Origin of the sequence: Microbispora sp. KK1-11 (genome assembly GCF_006874435.1) — a bacterium.
GTDB classification, from domain to species: Bacteria; Actinomycetota; Actinomycetes; order Streptosporangiales; family Streptosporangiaceae; genus Microbispora; species Microbispora catharanthi.
Map to the genome: position 1 here is coordinate 45923 of NZ_VIRJ01000012.1, position 20617 is coordinate 66539.

Here is a 20617-nt window from a genome sequence, read left to right on the forward strand (position 1 = left end):
GAAAGGACCCCCACAGTGTTGAAGAGGATCTCGGCACTGATCCTGGCCGGTGCCACGGCCCTGACGATGGCCGGTTGCAGCAGCAGCGACGGCAGCGGCGGTTCGTCCGGCGGTAGCGCCGACGACGGAAAGCTCGTCATGGGCTTCGCCCAGGTCGGCGCGGAAAGCGGCTGGCGCACCGCCAACACCAAGGACATCCAGGAGTCCGCCAAGGCGGCCGGCATCGAGCTGAAGTTCTCCGACGCGCAGCAGAAGCAGGAGAACCAGATCAAGGCCATCCGCTCCTACATCCAGCAGAAGGTCGACGTCATCGCCTTCTCGCCGGTCGTGGAGTCGGGCTGGGACACCGTCCTCAAGGAGGCGCAGAACGCGAAGATCCCGGTCATCCTGACCGACCGGGCCGTGGACTCCAAGGACACCAGCCTGTACAAGACCTTCCTCGGCTCCGACTTCGTCGAAGAGGGCAAGAAGGCCGGTCAGTGGCTGGTCGACCAGTACAAGGACAGCAAGGACGACGTGAACATCGTCCAGCTGGAGGGCACCACCGGCTCCGCGCCCGCCAACGACCGCAAGGCCGGCTTCCAGCAGGTCATCTCCGCCGACCCGAAGTTCAAGGTCATCGCTTCGCAGAGCGGCGACTTCACCCGGGCCAAGGGCAAGGAGGTCATGGAGGCCTTCCTCAAGTCCAACCCCAAGATCGACGTGCTGTACGCGCACAACGACGACATGGGCCTGGGCGCCATCGAGGCGATCGAGGGCGCGGGCAAGGTCCCGGGCAAGGACATCAAGATCATCACGGTTGACGCGGTCCACGACGGCATGCAGGCCCTCGCCGACGGCAAGATCAACTACATCGTCGAGTGCTCCCCGCTGCTCGGCACCCAGCTCATGGACCTCGCCAAGAAGGTCGTCAAGGGCGAGCAGGTGCCCCAGCGAGTGGTCACCGAGGAGACCACCTTCACCCAGGAGCAGGCCAAGGAGGCCCTGCCCAACCGTAAGTACTGATCGGCACTGGGCCGCCCCCGCCCCGCGGGGGCGGCCCTCCCGACGGTGAGCGGGAGACACCGAGCGATCCGGAGGGGGATACGAGCGCCCCGATGGTGAGCGGGAGACAGAGGAAACACGGGAGAGGGGCACCGCATGGCCGCACCCGCGCCGATCCTGCGGATGAGCGGGATCGGCAAGCAGTTCCCCGGCGTGAAGGCGCTGGACGGCGTGGACTTCCGGCTGCTGCCGGGGGAGGTCCACGCGTTGATGGGAGAGAACGGCGCCGGCAAGTCCACCTTGATCAAGGTGCTGACCGGGGTCTACGACATCGACGCCGGAGAGATCGAGCTTGAGGGCAGGCGGGTCGCCTTCTCCAGCCCGCTCGCCGCGCAGCAGGCGGGCATCAGCACCGTCTACCAGGAGGTCAACCTCTGCGCCAACCTGTCGGTGGCGGAGAACATCTTCATCGGACGTGAGCCGCGCCGCCTCGGCCGGATCCAGTGGAAGGCGATGCGCCGCCGGGCCGCGGAGATCCTCTCCCGCCTCGACCTCGACCTCGACGTGTCGGCCCCGCTGTCGTCGTACTCGCTGGCCATCCAGCAGATGGTGGCGATCGCGCGGGCCGTGGACATCGACGCGAAGGTGCTGATCCTCGACGAGCCCACCTCCAGCCTCGACGCGGACGAGGTCGCCCAGCTGTTCCGGGTGATGCGCAGGCTGAAGGAACAGGGCATCGCGATCCTGTTCGTCTCGCACTTCCTCGACCAGATCTACGAGATCTCCGACCGGATGACGATCCTGCGCAACGGCACGCTCGTGGGGGAATACCACGTCAGCGAGCTGAGCCAGGTCGAGCTGGTCGGCAAGATGATCGGCCGCGAGCTGGCCGACCTGGAGAAGCTGGAGGCCCGCCCGCCCGCCCGTGAGGCCGCGCCGCTGGTCGAGGCCGAGCAACTGGGGCGCTCCGGGGCGATCGAGCCGTTCACGCTCACGATCCACGAGGGTGAGGTCGTCGGCCTGGCCGGGCTGCTCGGCTCGGGCCGCACGGAGGTCGCCCGGCTGCTGTTCGGGGCCGACCACGCGGGCACGGGCTCTTTGAAGATCGGCGGCGAGCAGGTCAACCTGCGCACGCCCCGCTCCGCGGTCTCCAGGAAGCTGGCCTTCTGCTCTGAGAACAGGCGGGCCGAGGGGCTCATCCCCGACCTCACCGTCCGCGAGAACCTCATCCTCGCCCTGCAGGCCGCGCGCGGCTGGACCCGGCCGATCCCGCGGCGCAAGCAGGACGAGCTGGTCGACAAGTACATCGCCGCGCTGAACATCCGCCCGGCCAACCCCGACCAGCTCATCAGGAACCTCAGCGGCGGCAACCAGCAGAAGGTGCTGCTGGCCCGCTGGCTCATCCTGGAGCCTCGCCTGCTCATCCTCGACGAGCCCACCCGCGGCATCGACGTCGGCGCCAAGGCCGAGATCCAGCGCCTGGTCGCCGAGCTGTCGGACGGTGGGATGGCCGTGCTGTTCATCTCCGCCGAGCTGGAGGAGGTGCTGCGGCTGAGCCACAAGGTCGGCGTGCTGCGCGACCGCAAGCTGGTCGCCGAACTCGACAACGACGAGCGCCTGACCACCGACACCCTTACGGAGACGATCGCGAGCGGAGCTCGGTCATGAGAGGGTTCCTCAGACATCGCCTTTTCTGGCCCCTGGTCATCCTGGTCGCGCTGCTGGCGCTGAACCTGTTCTTCACGGACAACTTCTTCAAGATCCAGATGAAGGAGGGCCACCTCTACGGCAGCCTGATCGACATCGTCCGGTTCGGCGCTCCGCTGATCCTGGTGGCGCTCGGGATGACGCTCGTCATCGCCACCAGCGGCATCGATCTGTCGGTCGGGTCGGTCGTGGCGATCGCCGGCGCCCTGGCCTGCCTGCGCATCAGCGCTCTGTCCGACCAGAGCTCGGTGGGCGGCGTGCTCGGGGCCGTGGGCCTCGCGCTCGTGCTGTCGGTGGCCCTCGGCGTGTGGAACGGCTTCCTGGTCGCCGGCATCGGGATCCAGCCGATCATCGCGACGCTGATCCTGATGGTCGCCGGGCGTGGTCTGGCCCAGCTCATCACCGACGGCCAGATCACCACGGTCAACAGCTCGCCGTACAAGCTGATCGGCGGCGGCTACTGGCTGACGCTGCCGTTCGGGATCATCATCGTGGCGGTCGTGCTCGCGCTCACCGCGTTCCTCACCCGGCGCCTGGCGCTCGGCCTGCTCATCGAGTCGGTCGGCGGCAACGCCGAGGCGAGCCGCCTGGCCGGCATCAGCGCCCGCGGCGTGCTCATCACGGTGTACGCGTTCTGCGGGTTGTGCGCCGGCATCGCCGGCCTCATGATCAGCTCGAACGTCTCCAGCGCCGACGGTAACAACGCCGGCCTGTGGATCGAGCTGGACGCGATCCTCGCCGTCGTCATCGGCGGCACTCCGCTGTCCGGCGGCCGGTTCTCGCTGGGCGGCACGGTGCTGGGCGCCCTCATCATCCAGACGCTGACCACCACGATCTACTCGATCGGCGTCCCGCCGGAGACGACGCTGCTGTTCAAGGCGCTCGTGGTGACGATCGTCTGCCTGATCCAGTCCCCGGCCTTCCGCGCGAAGGTGTTCCAGCGCCGGAGGCGCCCGGTGGCGGCGCCCGCGGCGCCCGAAGAGAAGGTGAGGGTCTCGGCGTGACGAGCATCACCGGCCTGCGGGGCCTGAGCCGCCGTACGGTCCCGTCGAAGTACATCCCGGTCCTGGTGACCGCGGGCCTGTTCGTGGCCATGTTCGTGGCGGGCGGCATCCGCTATGAGAACTTCGCCACCGGGCAGATCATCCTCAACGTCTTCATCGACAACGCGTTCCTGCTGGTCGTCGCGGTCGGCATGACGTTCGTGATCCTCACCGGCGGCATCGACCTGTCGGTCGGTTCCGTGGTCGCGCTCGCCACGATGCTGAGCGCGAGCCTGTTGAAGGACGGCTGGCCGGCGTACGCGGTCATGGCCCTGGTGCTGGTGATCGGCGCGGTGCTGGGCCTGGCCATGGGCGCCATCATCCACTACTTCGAGATCCAGCCGTTCATCGTCACGCTGGCCGGCATGTTCCTCGCCCGCGGCCTGTGCTACACGATCAGCACCGAGTCGATCCCGATCGAGAACCAGACGTTCACCGACATCGCCCAGACGCGGATCAACCTCGGCGGCGAGCTGTCGGTCTCCCCGAGCGCGGTGATCGCGGTTGTGGTCGTGCTGATCGCGGCGTACGTGCTGCACTACACCCGGCTCGGCCGCAACGTCTACGCGACCGGCGGCAGCGAGCAGTCGGCCCTGCTCATGGGTCTGCCGGTGGCCCGCACGAAGATCGCCGTCTACACGATCAGCGGGTTCTGCTCGGCCCTCGGCGGCCTGCTGTTCGCCTTCTACTCGCTGTCGGGCTACGGACTGAGCGCCGTGGGCATGGAGCTGGACGCGATCGCCGCGGTCGTCATCGGCGGCACGCTGCTGACCGGCGGGAGCGGCTTCCTGCTCGGCACCGTGCTCGGCGTGCTCGTGCTGGGGCTGATCCAGACGATCATCAGCTTCGAGGGCACGCTCAGCTCCTGGTGGACCAGGATCTTCATTGGGATGCTGCTCTTCGTCTTCATCCTCCTGCAGCGCGTCTTCTCGGGGGGATCGCGCCGCCGAACTCCTTGATGAAAGTCCCTATCCCTTCTACCTGCCGCATCGAGCTGTGCGGCGACAGCGAACCAAGGAGATGCATATGAGGTTGCTAAGAATCGGGGGCGTGGTGTCCGCCATCGCGCTCGCCGCGACCATGACGGCCTGCGGCTCCAGCCAGAAGACGGTGGACACCGAGGCGTCCGCGTCCTCCGCTGCGGGCAACGCCGGAGCCCTGATCGGCGTCACCATGCCCACCAAGTCGTCGGAGCGCTGGATCCACGACGGCGACAACGTGAAGCAGCAGCTCGAGAGCCTCGGCTACAAGGTGGACCTCCAGTACGCCGAGAACGACATCCCCACGCAGGTCAACCAGATCGAGAACCAGATCACCAAGGGCGCCAAGCTCCTGATCATCGCCTCGATCGACGGCACCGCGCTCACCTCGCAGCTGCAGGAGGCCGCGGACAACAAGATCCCGGTCATCGCCTACGACCGGCTCATCCGCAACAGCCCCAACGTCGACTACTACGCCACCTTCGACAACTTCAAGGTCGGCGTGCAGCAGGCGACCTCGCTGCTGAAGGGCCTCGGCGTCGACGGCGGCAAGAAGGGCCCGTTCAACGTCGAGCTGTTCGGCGGCTCGCCCGACGACAACAACGCCACCTTCTTCTGGAACGGCGCGATGTCGGTGCTCCAGCCGAAGATCGACGACGGCACGCTGAAGGTCAAGAGCGGCCAGACCGACTTCAAGCAGGCCGCCATCCTGCGGTGGGACCCCGCCACGGCGCAAAAGCGCATGGAGGACATCCTCACCAAGACCTACACCGGTGACGCCAAGGTCGACGGCGTGCTCTCGCCGTACGACGGGCTGTCCATCGGCATCCTGTCGGCGCTCAAGAGCTCCGGCTACGGCACCAGCGGCCAGCCGTACCCGGTCGTGACCGGCCAGGACGCCGAGCTGGCGTCGGTCAAGTCGATCATCGCCGGTGAGCAGTACTCCACCATCTTCAAGGACACCCGCAAGCTCGCGGAGCAGACCGTGAAGATGGCCGACTCGGTGCTGAAGGGCCAGAAGCCCGAGGTGAACAACACCACGGACTACAACAACGGCAACAAGGTCGTCCCGTCGTACCTGCTCGACCCGGTGGTCGTCGACAAGGACAACTACAAGGACGTCATCGTCGGCAGCGGCTACTACACCGAGGACCAGCTCAAGTAGGGATCCGGGCCCGGGGAGCAGTCCCCGGGCCCTCCCTGAGCGGGGGGCACATGACCGAGCACATCTTGCGGATGAGCGGGATCACCAAGACATTCCCCGGCGTGAAGGCCCTGCAGGACGTCAACCTGGCGGTCCGGCGGGGTGAGATCCACGCGATCTGCGGCGAGAACGGCGCCGGAAAGTCGACGCTGATGAAGGTGCTGTCCGGGGTCTATCCCCACGGGCAGTACGAAGGCGAAATCACTTTCGAGGGCAGGCGCTGCGAGTTCGGCGGCATCCGCGACAGCGAGCGCGCGGGGATCGTCATCATCCACCAGGAGCTGGCGCTGTGCCCGCAGTTGTCGATCGCCGAGAACATCTACCTCGGCAACGAGCGGGCCACACGCGGCGTCATCGACTGGAACCGCACCAATTACGAGGCAGGCGAGCTGCTGAAGCGGGTCGGCCTGCGAGAGAACCCGACGACGACGGTCTCCGACATCGGCGTGGGCAAGCAGCAGCTCGTGGAGATCGCCAAGGCGTTGTCGAAGGAGGTCAAGCTCCTCATCCTCGACGAGCCGACCGCGGCGCTCAACGACGAGGACTCGGCCCACCTGCTCGACCTGCTGCGCGGGCTCAGGGACGAGGGCATCACCTGCGTGATCATCTCGCACAAGCTCAACGAGGTGACCGCGATCGCCGACTCCGTCACGATCCTCCGGGACGGGCGCACGATCGAGACGCTGGACATGGCCGCCGACAGCGTGACCGAGGACCGCATCATCTCCGGGATGGTCGGCCGCGCCCTCGACAACCGCTTCCCGCCGCGCACGCCGGCGATCGGGGAGGAGGCGTTCCGCATCGAGGACTGGACCGTCTACAGCCCCAGCCAGCCCGGCAGGAAGGTGGTCGACGGGGCCTCGCTCATGCTTCGCCGCGGTGAGATCGTGGGCCTGGCCGGGCTGATGGGCGCCGGCCGCACCGAGCTGGCCATGAGCGTGTTCGGGCGGACGTACGGCGTGCACATCTCCGGCAGGATCTTCAAGGACGGCCGGCAGATCGACATCCGCACCGTGCAGGACGCGATCAGGCACGGCGTCGCCTACGCCACCGAGGACCGCAAGAGGTACGGCCTCAACCTCATCGAGGACATCAAGCGCAACATCAGCGCGGCCTGGCTCAAGGGGCTGTCCAGGCGCGGCTGGGTGAACGAGTATGAGGAATACCGCGTCGCCCAGCAGTTCCGCGGCAGCATGAACATCAAGGCGCCCGGCGTGGACAGCGTCGTGGGCAAGCTGAGCGGCGGCAACCAGCAGAAGGTCGTGCTCTCCAAGTGGATCCTGACCGAGCCGGACGTGCTGATCCTCGACGAGCCGACCCGGGGCATCGACGTCGGCGCCAAGTACGAGATATACATGATCATCAACCGTCTGGCGGAGCAGGGCAAGGCCGTGCTGGTGATCTCGTCCGAGCTGCCCGAGTTGCTCGGCCTCTGCGACCGCATCTACACGCTCTCGGAGGGGCGCGTCACCGGCGAGGTGCCGCGCGAGGAGGCCACGCAGGAACGCCTCATGTATCTCATGACCAAGGGACAGGAGTAGCTCGCATGAGCAGCATCACGCCCGCCGACGTGGAGGTCGGCGCCAAGGGCGGCGGGGGAGCGCCGGGGCGGCCGGGCCGGGTGTCGCTCGGCGGGCTGTCGGTCAACCTGCGCTCCAGCGGCATCTACATCGCCTTCGCGCTGATCATCGTGTTGTTCTCGGTGCTGACCGACGGCGCACTGCTGCAGCCGCAGAACATCTCCAACATCATCGTCCAGAACTCCTACATCCTGATCCTCGCGATCGGGATGATCCTGATCATCATCGCGGGGCACATCGACCTGTCGGTCGGCTCGGTGGTCGCGGTCACCGGTGCGCTGGCCGCGGTGCTCATGGTGAACATGGGCGTGCCCTGGCCGGCGGCCCTGTTGATCACGATCGTGGCCGGGGCGCTGATCGGGGCCTGGCAGGGGTACTGGATCGCGTACTTCGGCATCCCCGCCTTCATCGTCACGCTGGCCGGGATGCTGCTGTTCCGGGCGCTGACCCTCACCGTCCTGGGCAACCAGGGCATCGGCCCGTTCCCCGACCAGGTCCGCACGCTGGCCAACGGCTTCACCGACGGCTGGCTGGGCAATGTCGGCCTCGGCCCGCTCGGGGGCGCCGACCTGTTCAGCCTGCTGGTCGGCATCGTCGCGATCGCGGGCATGGTCCTCGCGCAGTGGCGCACCCGGAGCGCCCGCAAGGGCTACGGCCAGGCGGTCGACTCCCTGGCGCTGTTCGCGCTGAAGATGGCGGCCGGAGCCGCGCTGATCCTCTTCCTCGTCGTGCAGCTGGCCCGTTTCAAGAACCTGCCGTGGGTGCTCGTGCTGCTGGCGGTGCTGGTGCTGGCGTACTCGCTGATGGCGAACCGCACGGTGTTCGGGCGGCAGGTCTACGCCATCGGCGGCAACCTGCAGGCGGCCGTGATGTCCGGCGTGAAGGTCAAGTCGGTCGTCTTCTGGATCTTCGTCAACATGGGGGTGCTGTCGGCGATCGCCGGTGTCATCTTCGCCGGCCGGCTCAACCAGGCGGGCCCCACCGCGGGCAACAGCTTCGAGCTGGACGCGATCGCCGCGGCCTTCATCGGCGGCGCGGCCGTTCAGGGCGGCGTGGGCAAGGTGGTCGGCGCGATCACCGGTGGTCTGATCATGGCGGTGATCAACAACGGCATGTCGCTGATCGGCTCGCCCAGCGAGCGGGTCATGCTCGTCAAGGGTGCCGTGCTGCTCGCCGCGGTGGCGTTCGACGTGTGGACCAAGCGCAGGGCCGGCACCGCACGCTGATGGCCGCAGACATCGATAGAAACCGGTTTCGGGCTGCCGGCCGCGTCGTCGGCCGGCGGCCCCCGCTCCGGGCCTGGCCGGCGCAAGAGCCTCTGGAGGTTGAGTGTGAGCGTTAACAGTGACCGTTATGTGGTCGGTGTGGATTACGGCACGTTGTCCGGCCGCGCCGTGGTGGTGCGAGTGAGCGACGGCGCGGAGGTGGGCAGCGCCGTGCACGAGTACGCCCACCGGGTGATCGAGGACGTGTTACCGGGTTCCGGCGTCCGCCTCGGACCGGACTGGGCCCTGCAGTCGCCCGCGGACTGGATCGACGTGCTGCGCCACGCGGTGCCCAAGGCGCTGGCCGCCGCGCAGGTTCCGGCCGAGCAGGTGATCGGCATCGGCACGGACTTCACGGCCTGCACGATCCTGCCCGCCACCGCCGACGGCCACCCGCTGTGCGAGGAGTTCCCCGAGCGGCCGCACGCCTGGCCGAAGCTGTGGAAGCACCACGCGGCCCAGCCGCACGCCGACCGCATCAACGCGCTGGCCGCCGAGCGTGGCGAGGCGTGGCTGCCGAGGTACGGCGGCAAGATCTCCTCCGAGTGGGCCTTCGCCAAGGGCCTGCAGCTGCTGGAGGAGGACCCGGAGATCTACGAGCGGGCCGACCGCTGGATCGAGGCCGCCGACTGGATCATCTGGCAGCTCACCGGAGTCGAGACCCGCAACGTCTGCACCGCCGGGTACAAGGCGATCCACCAGGACGGCGCCTATCCGTCCGAGGACTTCCTGGCCGCGCTCAATCCCGCCTTCTCCGGTTTCACCCGGAAGCTCGGCCAGGAGCTCGCTCCCCTCGGCGGCCTCGCCGGTCACCTGACCGCGCGGGCCGCCGAGTGGACGGGACTCGCCGAGGGGATCGCGGTGGCGGTCGGCAACGTCGACGCCCACGTCACCGCCGCGGCGGCCGACGCCGTGCGGCCGGGCCAGATGGTCGCCATCATGGGCACCTCCACCTGCCACGTCATGTGCTCCGACCAGCTCGCCGAGGTTCCCGGCATGTGCGGCGTGGTGCGCGACGGCATCGTCCCCGGACTGTGGGGCTACGAGGCGGGCCAGTCCGCCGTCGGCGACATCTTCGGCTGGTTCGTGGACAACTGCGTGCCCGCGTCGTACGCGGAACGGGCCGCCGAGGCGGGGCTCGGGCTGCACGAGTACCTCACCTCCCTCGCCGCCGGGCAGAAGGTCGGGCAGCACGGGCTGGTCGCCCTCGACTGGCACGGCGGCAACCGCTCGGTCCTGGTCGACCACACCCTCTCCGGCGTCGTCGTCGGTCAGACGCTCGCCACCCGGCCCGAGGACGTCTACCGGGCGCTCATCGAGGCCACCGCGTTCGGCGCCAGGACGATCGTGGAGACGTTCGAGGCGGCCGGGGTCCCGGTGGAGGAGTTCGTGGTCGCCGGCGGCCTGCTCAAGAACGGCTTCCTCATGCAGACGTACGCCGACGTGCTGCGCCGCCCGCTGTCGGTGATCGGCTCCGATCAGGGGCCGGCCCTCGGCTCGGCGATCCACGCGGCCGTCGCCGCGGGCGCCTACCCCGACATCACCGCCGCCGCGGCGGCCATGGGCAAGCGCCAGGCCGCCGCCTACGCGCCCGACGCCGAGCGGGCCGACGCCTACGACCGGCTGTACGCCGAGTACCGCAGGTTGCACGACCACTTCGCGGACGGCGGGATGCTCCACCGGCTCCGCGCTATCAGGAACGAGGCCAGTGCATGATCGATGAACTTCGCAGGGAAGTCTGCCGGCTCCACGCCGAACTGGTGCGATACAACCTCGTCGCCTGGACCGCCGGCAACGTGTCGGGCAGGGTGCCGGGCGAGGACCTGTTCGTCATCAAGCCCAGCGGGGTGTCGTACGACGACCTGACCCCCGAGTCGATCGTGGTCTGCGACCTCGACGGCAACCTGGTCGAGGGAGACCTGTCTCCGTCCAGCGACACGGCGGCGCACGCCTACGTCTACCGGCACATGCCGGAGGTCAACGGCGTGGTGCACACCCACTCCACGTACGCCTCGGCGTGGGCGGCCCGCGGTGAGGCGATCCCGTGCGTGCTCACCGCGATGGCCGACGAGTTCGGCGGGGAGATCCCCCTCGGGCCGTTCGCGCTCATCGGCAACGACGACATCGGCAAGGGGATCGTCGCGACCCTGACCGGCCACCGCTCCCGCGCCGTGCTGATGCAGAACCACGGCGTGTTCACCATCGGCGAGTCGCCGAAGGCGGCCGTCAAGGCCGCCGTGATGTGCGAGGACGTCGCCCGCACCGTGCACGTCTCCCGGCAGCTCGGCGAGCCCCTGCCGATCGCGCAGGGCGACATCGACCGCTTGTACGACCGGTATCAGAACGTCTATGGACAGAGGAGTCACCTGTGAAGCTATGGTTCCTGACCGGTAGCCAGGGCCTGTACGGCGAGGACACGCTGCGGCAGGTTGCCGAGCAGTCCCAGCGCATCGCCGAGCAGTTGGGCGAGGCGCTGCCGTTCGAGCTCGAGTGGCGGCCCGTGCTCACCGACGCGGCGGCCATCCGCCGCGTGTGCCTTGAGGCCAACGGTGACGACGACTGCATCGGCCTGATCGCGTGGATGCACACGTTCTCCCCGGCCAAGATGTGGATCGCCGGCCTGGACGCGTTGCGCAAGCCGCTGCTGCACCTGCACACGCAGGCCAACGTGGAGTTGCCGTGGAGCTCCATCGACATGGACTTCATGAACCTCAACCAGGCCGCCCACGGCGACCGTGAGTTCGGCTACATCCAGACGCGCCTCGGCGTGCCGCGCAAGACCGTCGCGGGCCACGTGAGCGACCCGTCGGTGGCGGGGCGCATCGCCACCTGGGCCCGCGCCGCGGCAGGCCGGGCCGAGGTCGGCTCGCTGCGCCTGGCGCGCTTCGGCGACAACATGCGCGACGTCGCCGTGACCGAGGGCGACAAGGTCGAGGCGCAGCTGCGGTTCGGGGTGTCGGTGAACACCTACGGCGTCAACGAGCTGGTCGAGGCCGTGGACGCCGCCGCGGACGCCGACGTTTCCGCCCTCGTCAAGGAGTACGAGGACCTCTACCGGATGGCTCCCGAGCTGCGCGCGGGCGGGGAGCGGCACGAGTCGCTGCGTTACGCGGCCCGCATCGAGCTGGGCCTGCGGCACTTCCTGGAGGGCGGCGGCTTCAAGGCGTTCACCACGAACTTCGAGGACCTCGGCGGGCTGCGCCAGCTTCCCGGCCTGGCCGTGCAGCGGCTCATGGGCGAGGGCTACGGCTTCGGCGGCGAGGGCGACTGGAAGACCTCGGTGCTGCTGCGCACGCTCAAGGTCATGTCAGCGGGCCTGCCCGGCGGCACCTCGTTCATGGAGGACTACACCTACCACCTCACCCCGGGCGAGGAGCTCATCCTCGGCGCGCACATGCTGGAGGTCTGCCCGACGATCGCGGCCGACACCCCCGCCTGCGAGATCCACCCGCTGAGCATCGGCGGCCGCGAGGACCCGGTGCGGCTCGTGTTCGACGCCGCCCCCGGCCCCGCCGTGGTGGTGGGCCTGTCCGACATGGGCGAGCGGTTCCGGCTGGTGGCCAACGAGATCGACGTGGTCGCCCCGCCCGAGCCGTTGCCCGCCCTGCCGGTCGCCCGCGCCGTGTGGCGGCCCCGGCCCGACATGCGCACCTCCGCCGAGTCGTGGATCACGGCGGGCGCCCCGCACCACACGGTGCTCTCCTCGGCCGTCGGGTCCGAGGAACTGACCGACTTCGCCGACATGCTCGGCGTCGAGTTGCTCGTCATCGACGAGGCGACCACCTCCCGCCAGTTCACCAAGGAACTGCGGTGGAACCAGGCCTACTATCGGCTCGCGCAAGGATTTTGATGGGAAAGAAGTGGGTGGTGGGCGGCCTGGCCGCCCTCACACTCGGAGCCGGGGCACTCGTCCCGTCCGCCGCCTCGGCGGCGGACGAGGGCCTCGCTCTCTGGTACAAGCTCGACGAGACTTCCGGCACCGTGGCCGCCGACTCCTCCGGCAACGGCAGGAACGGCACGCTCAACGGTGACGCGAGCTGGGGCGACGGCCTCCGGCTCGGCGGCACGAACGGGTACGTGAAGGTGCCCGACAACCTCATGCGCGGCATGACCTCGATCACGGTCGCGCTCGACGTCTGGATCGACCCCGCGCAGGCCACGCCGTACTTCGTCTACGGCTTCGGCAACTCGAGCGGGTCGAGCGGCAACGGCTATCTGTTCACCACCGGCAACACCTTCCGCACGTCGATCGCCTCGGGCAACTGGTCGACCGAGCAGAACGCCAACGCCGGCGTCAACCTGCCGCGCGGCGGCTGGCAGCACATCGCGTACACGCTCGGCGGCGGCGTCGGGGTGTTGTACCAGAACGGCGACGAGGTCGCCCGCAACACCGCCGTCACGCTCACCCCGGGCTCGATCGGCGGCGGCACGACCACGGCCAACTACATCGGCCGCTCGCTCTACTCGGGCGACAAATACCTCAAGGGCAGGGTCAAGGACTTCCGCGTCTACGGCCGGGCCCTCGGCGCGTCCGAGGTCGCCCAGCTCGCGGGGCCGGTCAACGCCGAGATCGTCAAGCAGGACGCCGCGGCGCTCGACCTCGGCGACACCGGCGCGGTCCGGTCCGACCTGACGCTGCCGGCCAAGGGCGCGTCCGGATCCACGATCACCTGGGCCTCCAGCGACCCGTCCGTCGTCAGCACGACCGGCGCGGTCACCCGGCCGCCGGCGGGTGCGGCGGACGCCCACGTCACCCTCACCGCCACGCTCACCAAGGGCACGGCGACCGAGACGAAGACGTTCGACGTCACCGTCGAGGCGATCTACACCGACAAGCGGGCCGTCGAGACCGACGCCGGCACGCTCGTCGTGCACAACATCGACGACGTCCGCGGCAACCTCACGCTGCCGACGAAGGGCGGCAACGGCACCACCATCACCTGGCGGTCCAGCAAGCCGGACACGCTCAGTGAGACCGGCGAGGTGAACCGTCCCACGCCGGGCGCCAGGGCCGTGAAGGTGAACCTCAAGGCCACGATCTCGCGCGGCGGCCACCGGGCCGTGCGCATCTTCAAGCCCGAGGTGCCGGCGCTGCCCGCCAAGGAGCCGTACAAGGGCTACCTGTTCGCCTACTTCACCGGCGAGGGCTACTCGAACGGCGAGCAGATCTACAACGCGCTGAGCAAGGGCGACGACCCGCTGCACTGGCAGGAGCTCAACGGCGGCCGGCCGGTCGTCACCTCCGACGTCGGTGAGAAGGGCCTGCGCGACCCGTTCGTCATCCGCTCGCCCGAGGGCGACAGGTTCTACATGATCGCCACGGATCTCAAGATCTACGGCAACGGCGACTGGGACCGCGCGCAGCGCGGCGGCAGCCGCTCGATCATGGTGGCCGAGTCGACCGACCTGGTGCACTGGACGAACCAGCGGCTCGTCCAGGTCTCCCCGCCGGAGGCCGGCAACACCTGGGCGCCGGAGGCGTACTACGACAAGACCCTCGGCGCGTACGTGGTGTTCTGGGCGTCCAAGCTGTACGACAACCCGCAGCACACGGGGGACACGTACAACAAGATGGTGTACGCGACGACCCGAGACTTCTACACCTTCTCCGAGCCGAAGATCTGGAAGGACCCGGGCTACTCGGTCATCGACTCGACCGTGATCGAGCACAACGGCACCTACTACCGCTTCACGAAGGACGAGAGGAACAACACCTCCTCCAGCCCGTGCAGCAAGTACATCATCGAGGAGAAGTCCACCTCGCTGACCGACACGAACTGGGACTTCCTGAAGGAGTGCATCGGCTCCGGCGCGCTGTCGCGCGGTGAGGGTCCGACGATCTTCAAGTCCAACACCGAGGACAAGTGGTACCTGTTCATCGACGAGTACGGCGGCCGCGGCTACGTGCCGTTCGAGTCGACCGACCTCGAGAAGGGCGACTGGACCGTCCCGGCCGACTACCAGCTCCCGAGCCGTCCGCGTCACGGCACGGTGCTGGGCGTCACACAGGCCGAGTACGACCGGCTGCTCGCCACCCTCGGCTGATCCGGTCTCGCTGACCGCTCGCGGGCCCTTCCCTTCCGAGGGAAGGGCCCGTTTTCCTGCGCGTCAGGCCGCCCGCCGGGACAGCGACCGAGAGGCGAGAGCGGCCCGGGCCGCCGCGAGGGCGCTGTTGATCGACACCTCGCCGAGCAGGCCGGGCGCCGCCACCTGGTCGCCGGCCAGCCAGACGCCGTCGCCGCGCTCGACCGCCGGCCGGTCGCGCCACGACGTGCCGGGCAGGTCGAGCGCGCCGCTGCGCCCGGCGGCCACGGCGTCGCGGCGCCAGGTGACGCGTTCGCGCCAGCCCGGGAGGGCGAGGTCGGCGATCCGCTCCAGCCGCCCGAGCGCGACGGCCTTCGGCTCGCCGGGACGCGTCGGCATCTCCAGTTGGACGAGGCTTTCCCCGGCAGGGGCCAGGGACGGGTCGGGCAGCGAGTAACGCTCCAGGAAGCCGCCCTCGTCCAGGTCGCTGACGAGGAACAGGTCCCGCGGATCGGCGCGTACCGCGAGGTCGAGCAGGACCGCCCGGCCGCTCTCCCAGTGCAGCGAGTCGTCGCCCAGCAGGCCGCGGGCGGCGTCGAGGGAGGTGGCGACGATCACCCGTCCCTCCGGCAGCCGGTCCGCCCTCGACCCGGTCTCGACGCGTACGCCGAGGTCGCGCGCCCGCGCGGCCATCCGGTCGATCACCTGTCCCCAGCCGCCGACCACGTAGCGCACCGACGGGTATCGCGGGCCGAACGCCCGCTGGAGCCGCTCCCAGGCGAAGGCCGCCGACAGCCGGCCGGGGTCGGCGTCGTAGGTGACGACTCCCAGCAGCCCGGCGGCGGCCCGTGCGGCCTCGGCGCCGAAGCGGCGGGTGGCCCAGGAGCCGAAGTCCTCGTCCACCGGCGCCTTCAGACCACGCCGGAGGATCATCCGCAGCAGCCCCGCCGGGGGTCGCCCGGTCAGCCTCCCGTCCCGGCGGAACCTCGCCCGGGCCAGGTGCCCCGGGCGCAGCGGAGCGTACGGCCGGACCAGTCCCCGCTCGTCCAGCCACCGCCAGGGCAGGCCGTCGGAGTAGAAGACGTGGGTGCCGTCGTTGGCGACGTACGGCGTGGAGGTGGAGCGGGCGCGCCCGCCGAGGGTGTGGTGCGCCTCGTGCAGGACGACGGCCGCGCCGCCCTCGGCGCAGGCGATGGCGGCGGTCAGCCCGGCGAGCCCGCCGCCCACGATCGTGATGGTTTCTCTCATGCACTCCCGGACGCGTCCCGGGCCCCGATCCGTGACATCTTGTCCGGGTTGACGATGAGATAGACCGTGTCCACCAGACCATCGGTGATCACCAGCGAGATGACCGTGACGGGACGGCCCTCCAGACGGGCGACGATCGCGGGGCCGCCGTTGACCTCGGTGATCTCCATGTCCATCTCCATGCCCGGGGGAGCGCCGATGGAGGCCAGGAAGCGCCGGCGGCCCTCACTGCTCGCGATCGCGACGAGGAAGCGGGCGACCGGCACGGCGCCGGCCAGCTCCCGCAGCGGCGCCCGCGCCTTGCCGCCGCCGTCGCCGACCATGCGGACGTCCGCGGCGAGCAGCGCCGTCAGGCCCTCGATGTCTCCTTCTGCGCAGGCCGCGACGAAGCGCTCGGTGATCGTGCGCCGCTCGCGCCGGTCCACGTCGAAGCGCGGCCTGCGCTCGCGCACGTGGTCGCGGGCGCGCCTGGCGAGTTGGCGTACGGCAGGCTCGCCCCGGCCGAGGATCTCGGCGATCTCGGCATGGGAGAAGCCGAACGCCTCCCGCAGGACGAACACGGCCCGTTCCAGCGGGGACAGCGTCTCCAGCACGACGAGGAGGGCCAGCTCGACGCTGTCGGCGCGTTCCGCGGACTCCCCGGAGTCCGGCGCGGTGACGACCGGCTCGGGCAGCCAGGGCCCGACGTACGCCTCCCGCCTGGCCCGCACCCGGCGCAGCCGGTCGATGGCGAGGTTGGTGGTGACACGCACGAGGTAGGCCTTCGGGTCGGCCACCGACGCGGAGTCCACCTCCGCCCAGCGCAACCACGCCTCCTGGACCACGTCCTCCGCGTCCGCTGCGCTGCCGAGGATGCGGTAGGCCACACCGACGAGCAGGCTCCGGTGCGCGGTGAAGACTTCGATGGTCATGTCATGCCAGACGTATCATGCCCGCCGTGGTGTGACATCGGCTCGTCCGGTTACCGTCCCCGCGCGGACTCCTATACACTGACTGCGTCGCAAGGGGCTATAGCGCAGCTGGTAGCGCACTTCCATGGCATGGAAGGGGTCTGGGGTTCGAGTCCCCATAGCTCCACAACACCTCAAGGGCGGTCGATCGACCGCCCTTTTGTCGTTTCTGGCGACCGGATCAGGCGGAAGCTCCACTTAGACGGGTGATAACTTGCACCTATGCGTAGTGACGCTCCGCCATTGTTGCCGATCTTCCGATCGAGACACCAGGCGGAGTTGCTCGCTCTTCTGTACCTCCAGCCGGAGCGGGAGTTCACTCTGACCGAACTCGCGGCTCGCCTCGATGCTCCGCTGTCGACGATCCAACGCGAAGCGAGCCGCCTGGTGCAGGGGTGCAGGCAGGGCTCCTCCTCGATCGCCGGGTAGGCAGAGCGCATCCGGTTCCCTGGTAGAGCAAATAAAGTCGTCCCCCGTGGTACGGGTGAGGGAACTATCCGAGGGGGCTGGTTGATGCGCTGGTCTCGCGGTGAGGCGGAGGTTCAACGGCTGCTCGCGGAGGGCCGTCTCCAGAGGGTCGGCGGATCCGCCGCCGTCGCAACGAGATCGAGTATCCGCTACGGCCGGGGGACGATGTGAGCGAAGAGGAAGCCGCCGAGGCGATCACCGTCGCTGAAGGACTGATCGAGGCGGTGGGAAAGCTGCTGCCCAACCTGTCTCTTTTCTGATGCCGTAGAGCGCCCTTTCTCGTCTCAGGGCACGCCGAGGAGGCGGAGGACCGCCGTGGTGGCGGCGGCGAGAACGACGATCAGAGGGAACGGCGCTTTCCGCAGCGTGAGGATCCCGGCGACGAGCACCCCGGCGGGCCTGGCCCACCCGGCGAAGCCGTGCCCCTCGGTGAGGGCCGAGGTGGCCACCAGGGCGATGAGCAGCACGGTCGCGGCGACGGACAGCAGGTGGCGCAGGCGGCCGGGCAACCGGAGCCGGTGGCGCAGCGCCGGCCCGGCCAGGCGGAACGCGTAGGTGCCGGCGGCCAGCGCGACGACGGCGAGCAGGGGCATCAGCGGACCTCCCCATCGGGCAGCGGCGCCGGTGCGCGCACGGCGAGGACCAGGCCGGTCAGGGCGAGCAGCACCGGCAGGCCCGCGGGCAGGAACGGCGTGGCCGCCACCGCGACGGCCGCGCCGAACACGGAGGCCCGGCGCAGGGCGGCGTTCGGGACGTTCCGTTCGGCAAGCGAGGGCAGCACGAGGGCGAGCAGCACCGCGGGGAAGGCCGCGTCCAGCCCCAGGGCGGCGGTGTCGCCGATGCCGCGCCCGGCCAGCGCGCCGAGCACGACGGCCGCGTTCCAGCTGACGAACAGACCGAGCCCGCAGGCCCAGAACGCGGCGTGACGCCGGCGGGGATCGCCGTCGCGCAGCACGAAGGCCACCGCCTCGTCCGTCATGAGGTGCGCGCCGGTGAGGCGTGTCCACCACCGGCCGCCGAGGACGTCGCCGATCGCGAAGCCGAACGGCAGCAGGCGCGCGTTCAGCACCAGACCGGCCGCGACGGCGGCGATCGGGGCGCCGCCGGACAGCACCACGCCGACCGCGGCGAACTGCGCTCCTCCGGCGAACACCAGCAGGGACATGACGACCGGCACCCACGGAGGCAGGCCGCCGGACACGGCGATCGCGCCGAACGCGGCGCCCACCATGGCGTCGGCGAGGCATACCAGGGCGATGTCGCGGAGTGTGCCGCGATCGAGTGTTCGCCAGAGCGAATGCATGTCCAGTAGAGTGAACAACAACGATGGAGTTCGTCAAGTCGAACAAACGGAAGTGTGGAGCGAACACGTGGCTGAGAGGCCGTCCTTCGACCTGATCACGCTCATCGCGGCGTCGATCCGCAGGGAGCGCGAGCGTGCCGGCCTGTCGCTGACCGAGCTGGCCAAGCGCGCGGGCATCGCCAAGTCCACGCTCTCCCAGCTGGAGTCGGGCGTCGGCAACCCGAGCGTGGAGACGCTGTGGGCGCTCGGGGTCGCGCTCGGCGTGCCGTTCAGCCGCCTGGTGGACCCGCCCCGGCCGGCCGTACGGGTGATCCGGGCGGGGGAGGGGCCCGCGACGTACTCCGAGCAGGCCAGCTACTCGGCCACCCTGCTGGCCTCGTGCCCGCCGCACGCGCGGCGCGACCTGTACCGGATCTCGGCCCAGCCGGGCCGGCCGCGCACCTCCGACCCGCACATGCCCGGCACCGTCGAGCATCTTCTGATCGGCACCGGGCGCGCGCTGGCCGGGCCCGCGGAGGAGCCGGTCGAGCTCGGGCCGGGCGACTACATCGCCTACCCCGGCGACGCCCCCCACGTCTTCGAGGCTCTCGAGCCCGACACGACCGCGGTGATCGTCATGGAACACGTCTAGCGCGCCCGCGGCTCCCCGCGGCGGGCGACGGCCGTGCGGGCGGCGACGCCCGCCACGGTCGCGGTGGCGCAGGCCGCGAGCGCGAGGGGCGGCACCAGCGGCGTGAGCGCCCCGAGGGCGGCGAGGACGAGCACCCCCGCGAGATGCGACCTCGGGGCGCGCCCCCAGACGGCCCGCTTGAACAGCGCGTGCCCGGTGAGGAAGAGCGCCGGGCCGCCCAGCACGGCGATCGCCGTGCCGGGCGCGGTGTGGCCGCCCGGGTGGTGGATCACGAGTTCGTCGGCCACGGCCGACACGACGACGCCGGCGACCATCGGCAGGTGGAGGAAGGTGTAGGCCGAGCGGGCGAGCCGCCCAGGGTCGTCCGCCGCGGCGATCACCCGGCTGCCCGCCTCGGCGCTGCTGCCGAAGTAGGTCCACCACAGGCCGACGCTCGCGCCGAACGCGGTGAGCAGGGCCGCGCCGGCCGCGAGCGACGGGTGCGCGGCGAAGGTCGCGCCGGTGACCAGGATCGACTCGCCGAACGCGATGATCAGGAAGAGCTGGCAGCGCTCGGCCAGGTGGGCGCCGTCGATCGACCAGTCCGTGGTCGCCGACCTGCCGAGGCCCGGCGTGACGAACCCGACCCAGGGCGCCAGCAGGTCGGCCCCCACCGCCGCCGCCCAGAGCAGTTCCCTGGACAGACCGTGCGCGAGACCGCCCGCGATCCAGAACGCCCCCGACAGCACCGCCCAGGCGAGCACGCGCGCCAGATTGCGCCGCAGCGGGCCCCGCGGCGCGGCGGCCACCGAGCACGCCGTACGGACCACCTGGACGGCCACGTACGCCGCGGCGAACATCAGACCGTGCTCGCCGAAGGCCCGGGGGAGCGCAGCCGACATGACCAGGCTCGCCAGCATGACGGCGACCAGCACGATCCGCACCGAGGGGCGGTCGGGGTCGAACCAGTTCGTGTGCCAGGCGGTGTAGATCCAGGCCCACCAGACGGCGAGCAGCAGCAACAGGGTCTGCGCCGCGCCGCGCCACGACAGATGGCCGAGCAGCAGATGGGAGAGCTGAGTGACCGCGAACACGTACACGAGGTCGAAGAACAGCTCGGTGAACGTGACCCGCTGCTCCCCGCCGCGTGGGCGGAGCGTGCCCGTGTGCATCGTCACGGCGGCCCACGCTAGGGATCTTTCCCCCGAAAGGGAAGAAGATATCTTGATATACCAGGATCGGCTGGCGTAC

At 69.9% G+C, this 20617-nt stretch carries 17 protein-coding genes and 1 tRNA gene; 13 read left to right on the plus strand and 5 right to left on the minus strand.

Features of this window, described 5'->3' with window-relative positions; genetic code table 11:
* The first annotated feature begins 15 nt into the window (after nt 1–15).
* The 11 genes from FLW16_RS18765 to FLW16_RS18815 all read left to right on the plus strand — a co-directional run bounded on the left by FLW16_RS18765 (nt 16) and on the right by FLW16_RS18815 (nt 14808).
* Nucleotides 16–1005 carry an ABC transporter substrate-binding protein gene (locus tag FLW16_RS18765; protein ID WP_221891149.1) on the plus strand — a complete coding sequence of 330 codons (990 nt, stop codon included), beginning with the start codon at nt 16–18 and terminating at the stop codon, nt 1003–1005.
* A 135-nt stretch (nt 1006–1140) separates the two neighbouring features.
* Nucleotides 1141–2652: a sugar ABC transporter ATP-binding protein gene (locus FLW16_RS18770; protein ID WP_142561402.1), complete on the plus strand. Its 1512-nt coding sequence runs from the start codon at nt 1141–1143 to the stop codon at nt 2650–2652.
* The gene (locus FLW16_RS18775; protein WP_142561403.1) at nt 2649–3695 is read left to right on the plus strand and encodes an ABC transporter permease; all 1047 of its coding nucleotides are present in this window, start codon (nt 2649–2651) and stop codon (nt 3693–3695) included. Before FLW16_RS18770 ends, FLW16_RS18775 begins: the two co-directional genes overlap by 4 nt.
* Nucleotides 3692–4693 carry a galactofuranose ABC transporter, permease protein YjfF gene (gene yjfF, locus FLW16_RS18780; protein ID WP_260615380.1) on the plus strand — a complete coding sequence of 334 codons (1002 nt, stop codon included), beginning with the start codon at nt 3692–3694 and terminating at the stop codon, nt 4691–4693. Before FLW16_RS18775 ends, yjfF begins: the two co-directional genes overlap by 4 nt.
* 67 nt (nt 4694–4760) lie before the next feature.
* A complete protein-coding gene (gene chvE / locus FLW16_RS18785; protein WP_142561404.1) occupies nt 4761–5879 on the plus strand; it encodes a multiple monosaccharide ABC transporter substrate-binding protein in 1119 nt (372 codons plus the stop codon).
* Between the two features lie 50 nt (nt 5880–5929).
* Nucleotides 5930–7459 carry a multiple monosaccharide ABC transporter ATP-binding protein gene (mmsA, locus tag FLW16_RS18790; RefSeq protein WP_142561405.1) on the plus strand — a complete coding sequence of 510 codons (1530 nt, stop codon included), beginning with the start codon at nt 5930–5932 and terminating at the stop codon, nt 7457–7459.
* A gap of 5 nt (nt 7460–7464) precedes the next feature.
* Nucleotides 7465–8724, plus strand: coding sequence for a multiple monosaccharide ABC transporter permease (gene mmsB, locus FLW16_RS18795; protein WP_185949488.1), 1260 nt, complete (start codon nt 7465–7467; stop codon nt 8722–8724).
* Between the two features lie 105 nt (nt 8725–8829).
* Entirely contained in the window at nt 8830–10479 is a 1650-nt protein-coding gene (araB, locus tag FLW16_RS18800; protein ID WP_142561406.1) for a ribulokinase, read from the plus strand.
* Nucleotides 10476–11135, plus strand: coding sequence for an L-ribulose-5-phosphate 4-epimerase (locus FLW16_RS18805; RefSeq protein ID WP_079316089.1), 660 nt, complete (start codon nt 10476–10478; stop codon nt 11133–11135). Before araB ends, FLW16_RS18805 begins: the two co-directional genes overlap by 4 nt.
* Nucleotides 11132–12613, plus strand: a complete 1482-nt coding sequence (gene araA / locus FLW16_RS18810; RefSeq protein WP_142561407.1) for an L-arabinose isomerase — start codon at nt 11132–11134, stop codon at nt 12611–12613. Before FLW16_RS18805 ends, araA begins: the two co-directional genes overlap by 4 nt.
* Nucleotides 12613–14808, plus strand: coding sequence for an immunoglobulin-like domain-containing protein (locus FLW16_RS18815; protein ID WP_142561408.1), 2196 nt, complete (start codon nt 12613–12615; stop codon nt 14806–14808). Before araA ends, FLW16_RS18815 begins: the two co-directional genes overlap by 1 nt.
* A 63-nt stretch (nt 14809–14871) precedes the next feature.
* On the opposite strand, the gene FLW16_RS18820 is transcribed toward FLW16_RS18815, so the two are convergent.
* Both FLW16_RS18820 and FLW16_RS18825 read right to left on the minus strand, forming a co-directional pair.
* Nucleotides 14872–16035: an NAD(P)-binding protein gene (locus tag FLW16_RS18820; protein WP_142561409.1), complete on the minus strand. Its 1164-nt coding sequence runs from the start codon at nt 16033–16035 to the stop codon at nt 14872–14874.
* Complete coding sequence (locus FLW16_RS18825; protein WP_142561410.1) at nt 16032–16946, minus strand: RNA polymerase sigma-70 factor; 915 nt, start codon at nt 16944–16946, stop codon at nt 16032–16034. The genes FLW16_RS18820 and FLW16_RS18825 overlap by 4 nt, the downstream gene beginning before the upstream one ends.
* 93 nt (nt 16947–17039) lie before the next feature.
* Here FLW16_RS18825 and FLW16_RS18830 point away from each other — a divergent pair.
* Nucleotides 17040–17112, plus strand: a tRNA-Ala gene (locus tag FLW16_RS18830).
* A gap of 625 nt (nt 17113–17737) precedes the next feature.
* On the opposite strand, the gene FLW16_RS18835 is transcribed toward FLW16_RS18830, so the two are convergent.
* Both FLW16_RS18835 and FLW16_RS18840 read right to left on the minus strand, forming a co-directional pair.
* A complete protein-coding gene (locus tag FLW16_RS18835) occupies nt 17738–18046 on the minus strand; it encodes an AzlD domain-containing protein (RefSeq protein ID WP_142561411.1) in 309 nt (102 codons plus the stop codon).
* Nucleotides 18046–18756: an AzlC family ABC transporter permease gene (locus tag FLW16_RS18840; RefSeq protein ID WP_142561412.1), complete on the minus strand. Its 711-nt coding sequence runs from the start codon at nt 18754–18756 to the stop codon at nt 18046–18048. Before FLW16_RS18840 ends, FLW16_RS18835 begins: the two co-directional genes overlap by 1 nt.
* Before the next feature lie 67 nt (nt 18757–18823).
* On the opposite strand from FLW16_RS18840, the gene FLW16_RS18845 reads away from it, so the two are divergent.
* Nucleotides 18824–19387, plus strand: a complete 564-nt coding sequence (locus FLW16_RS18845) for a helix-turn-helix domain-containing protein (protein WP_221891150.1) — start codon at nt 18824–18826, stop codon at nt 19385–19387.
* On the opposite strand, the gene FLW16_RS18850 is transcribed toward FLW16_RS18845, so the two are convergent.
* Entirely contained in the window at nt 19384–20538 is a 1155-nt protein-coding gene (locus FLW16_RS18850; RefSeq protein WP_142561534.1) for a low temperature requirement protein A, read from the minus strand. The genes FLW16_RS18845 and FLW16_RS18850 overlap by 4 nt on opposite strands.
* Nucleotides 20539–20617: the final 79 nt, after the last annotated feature.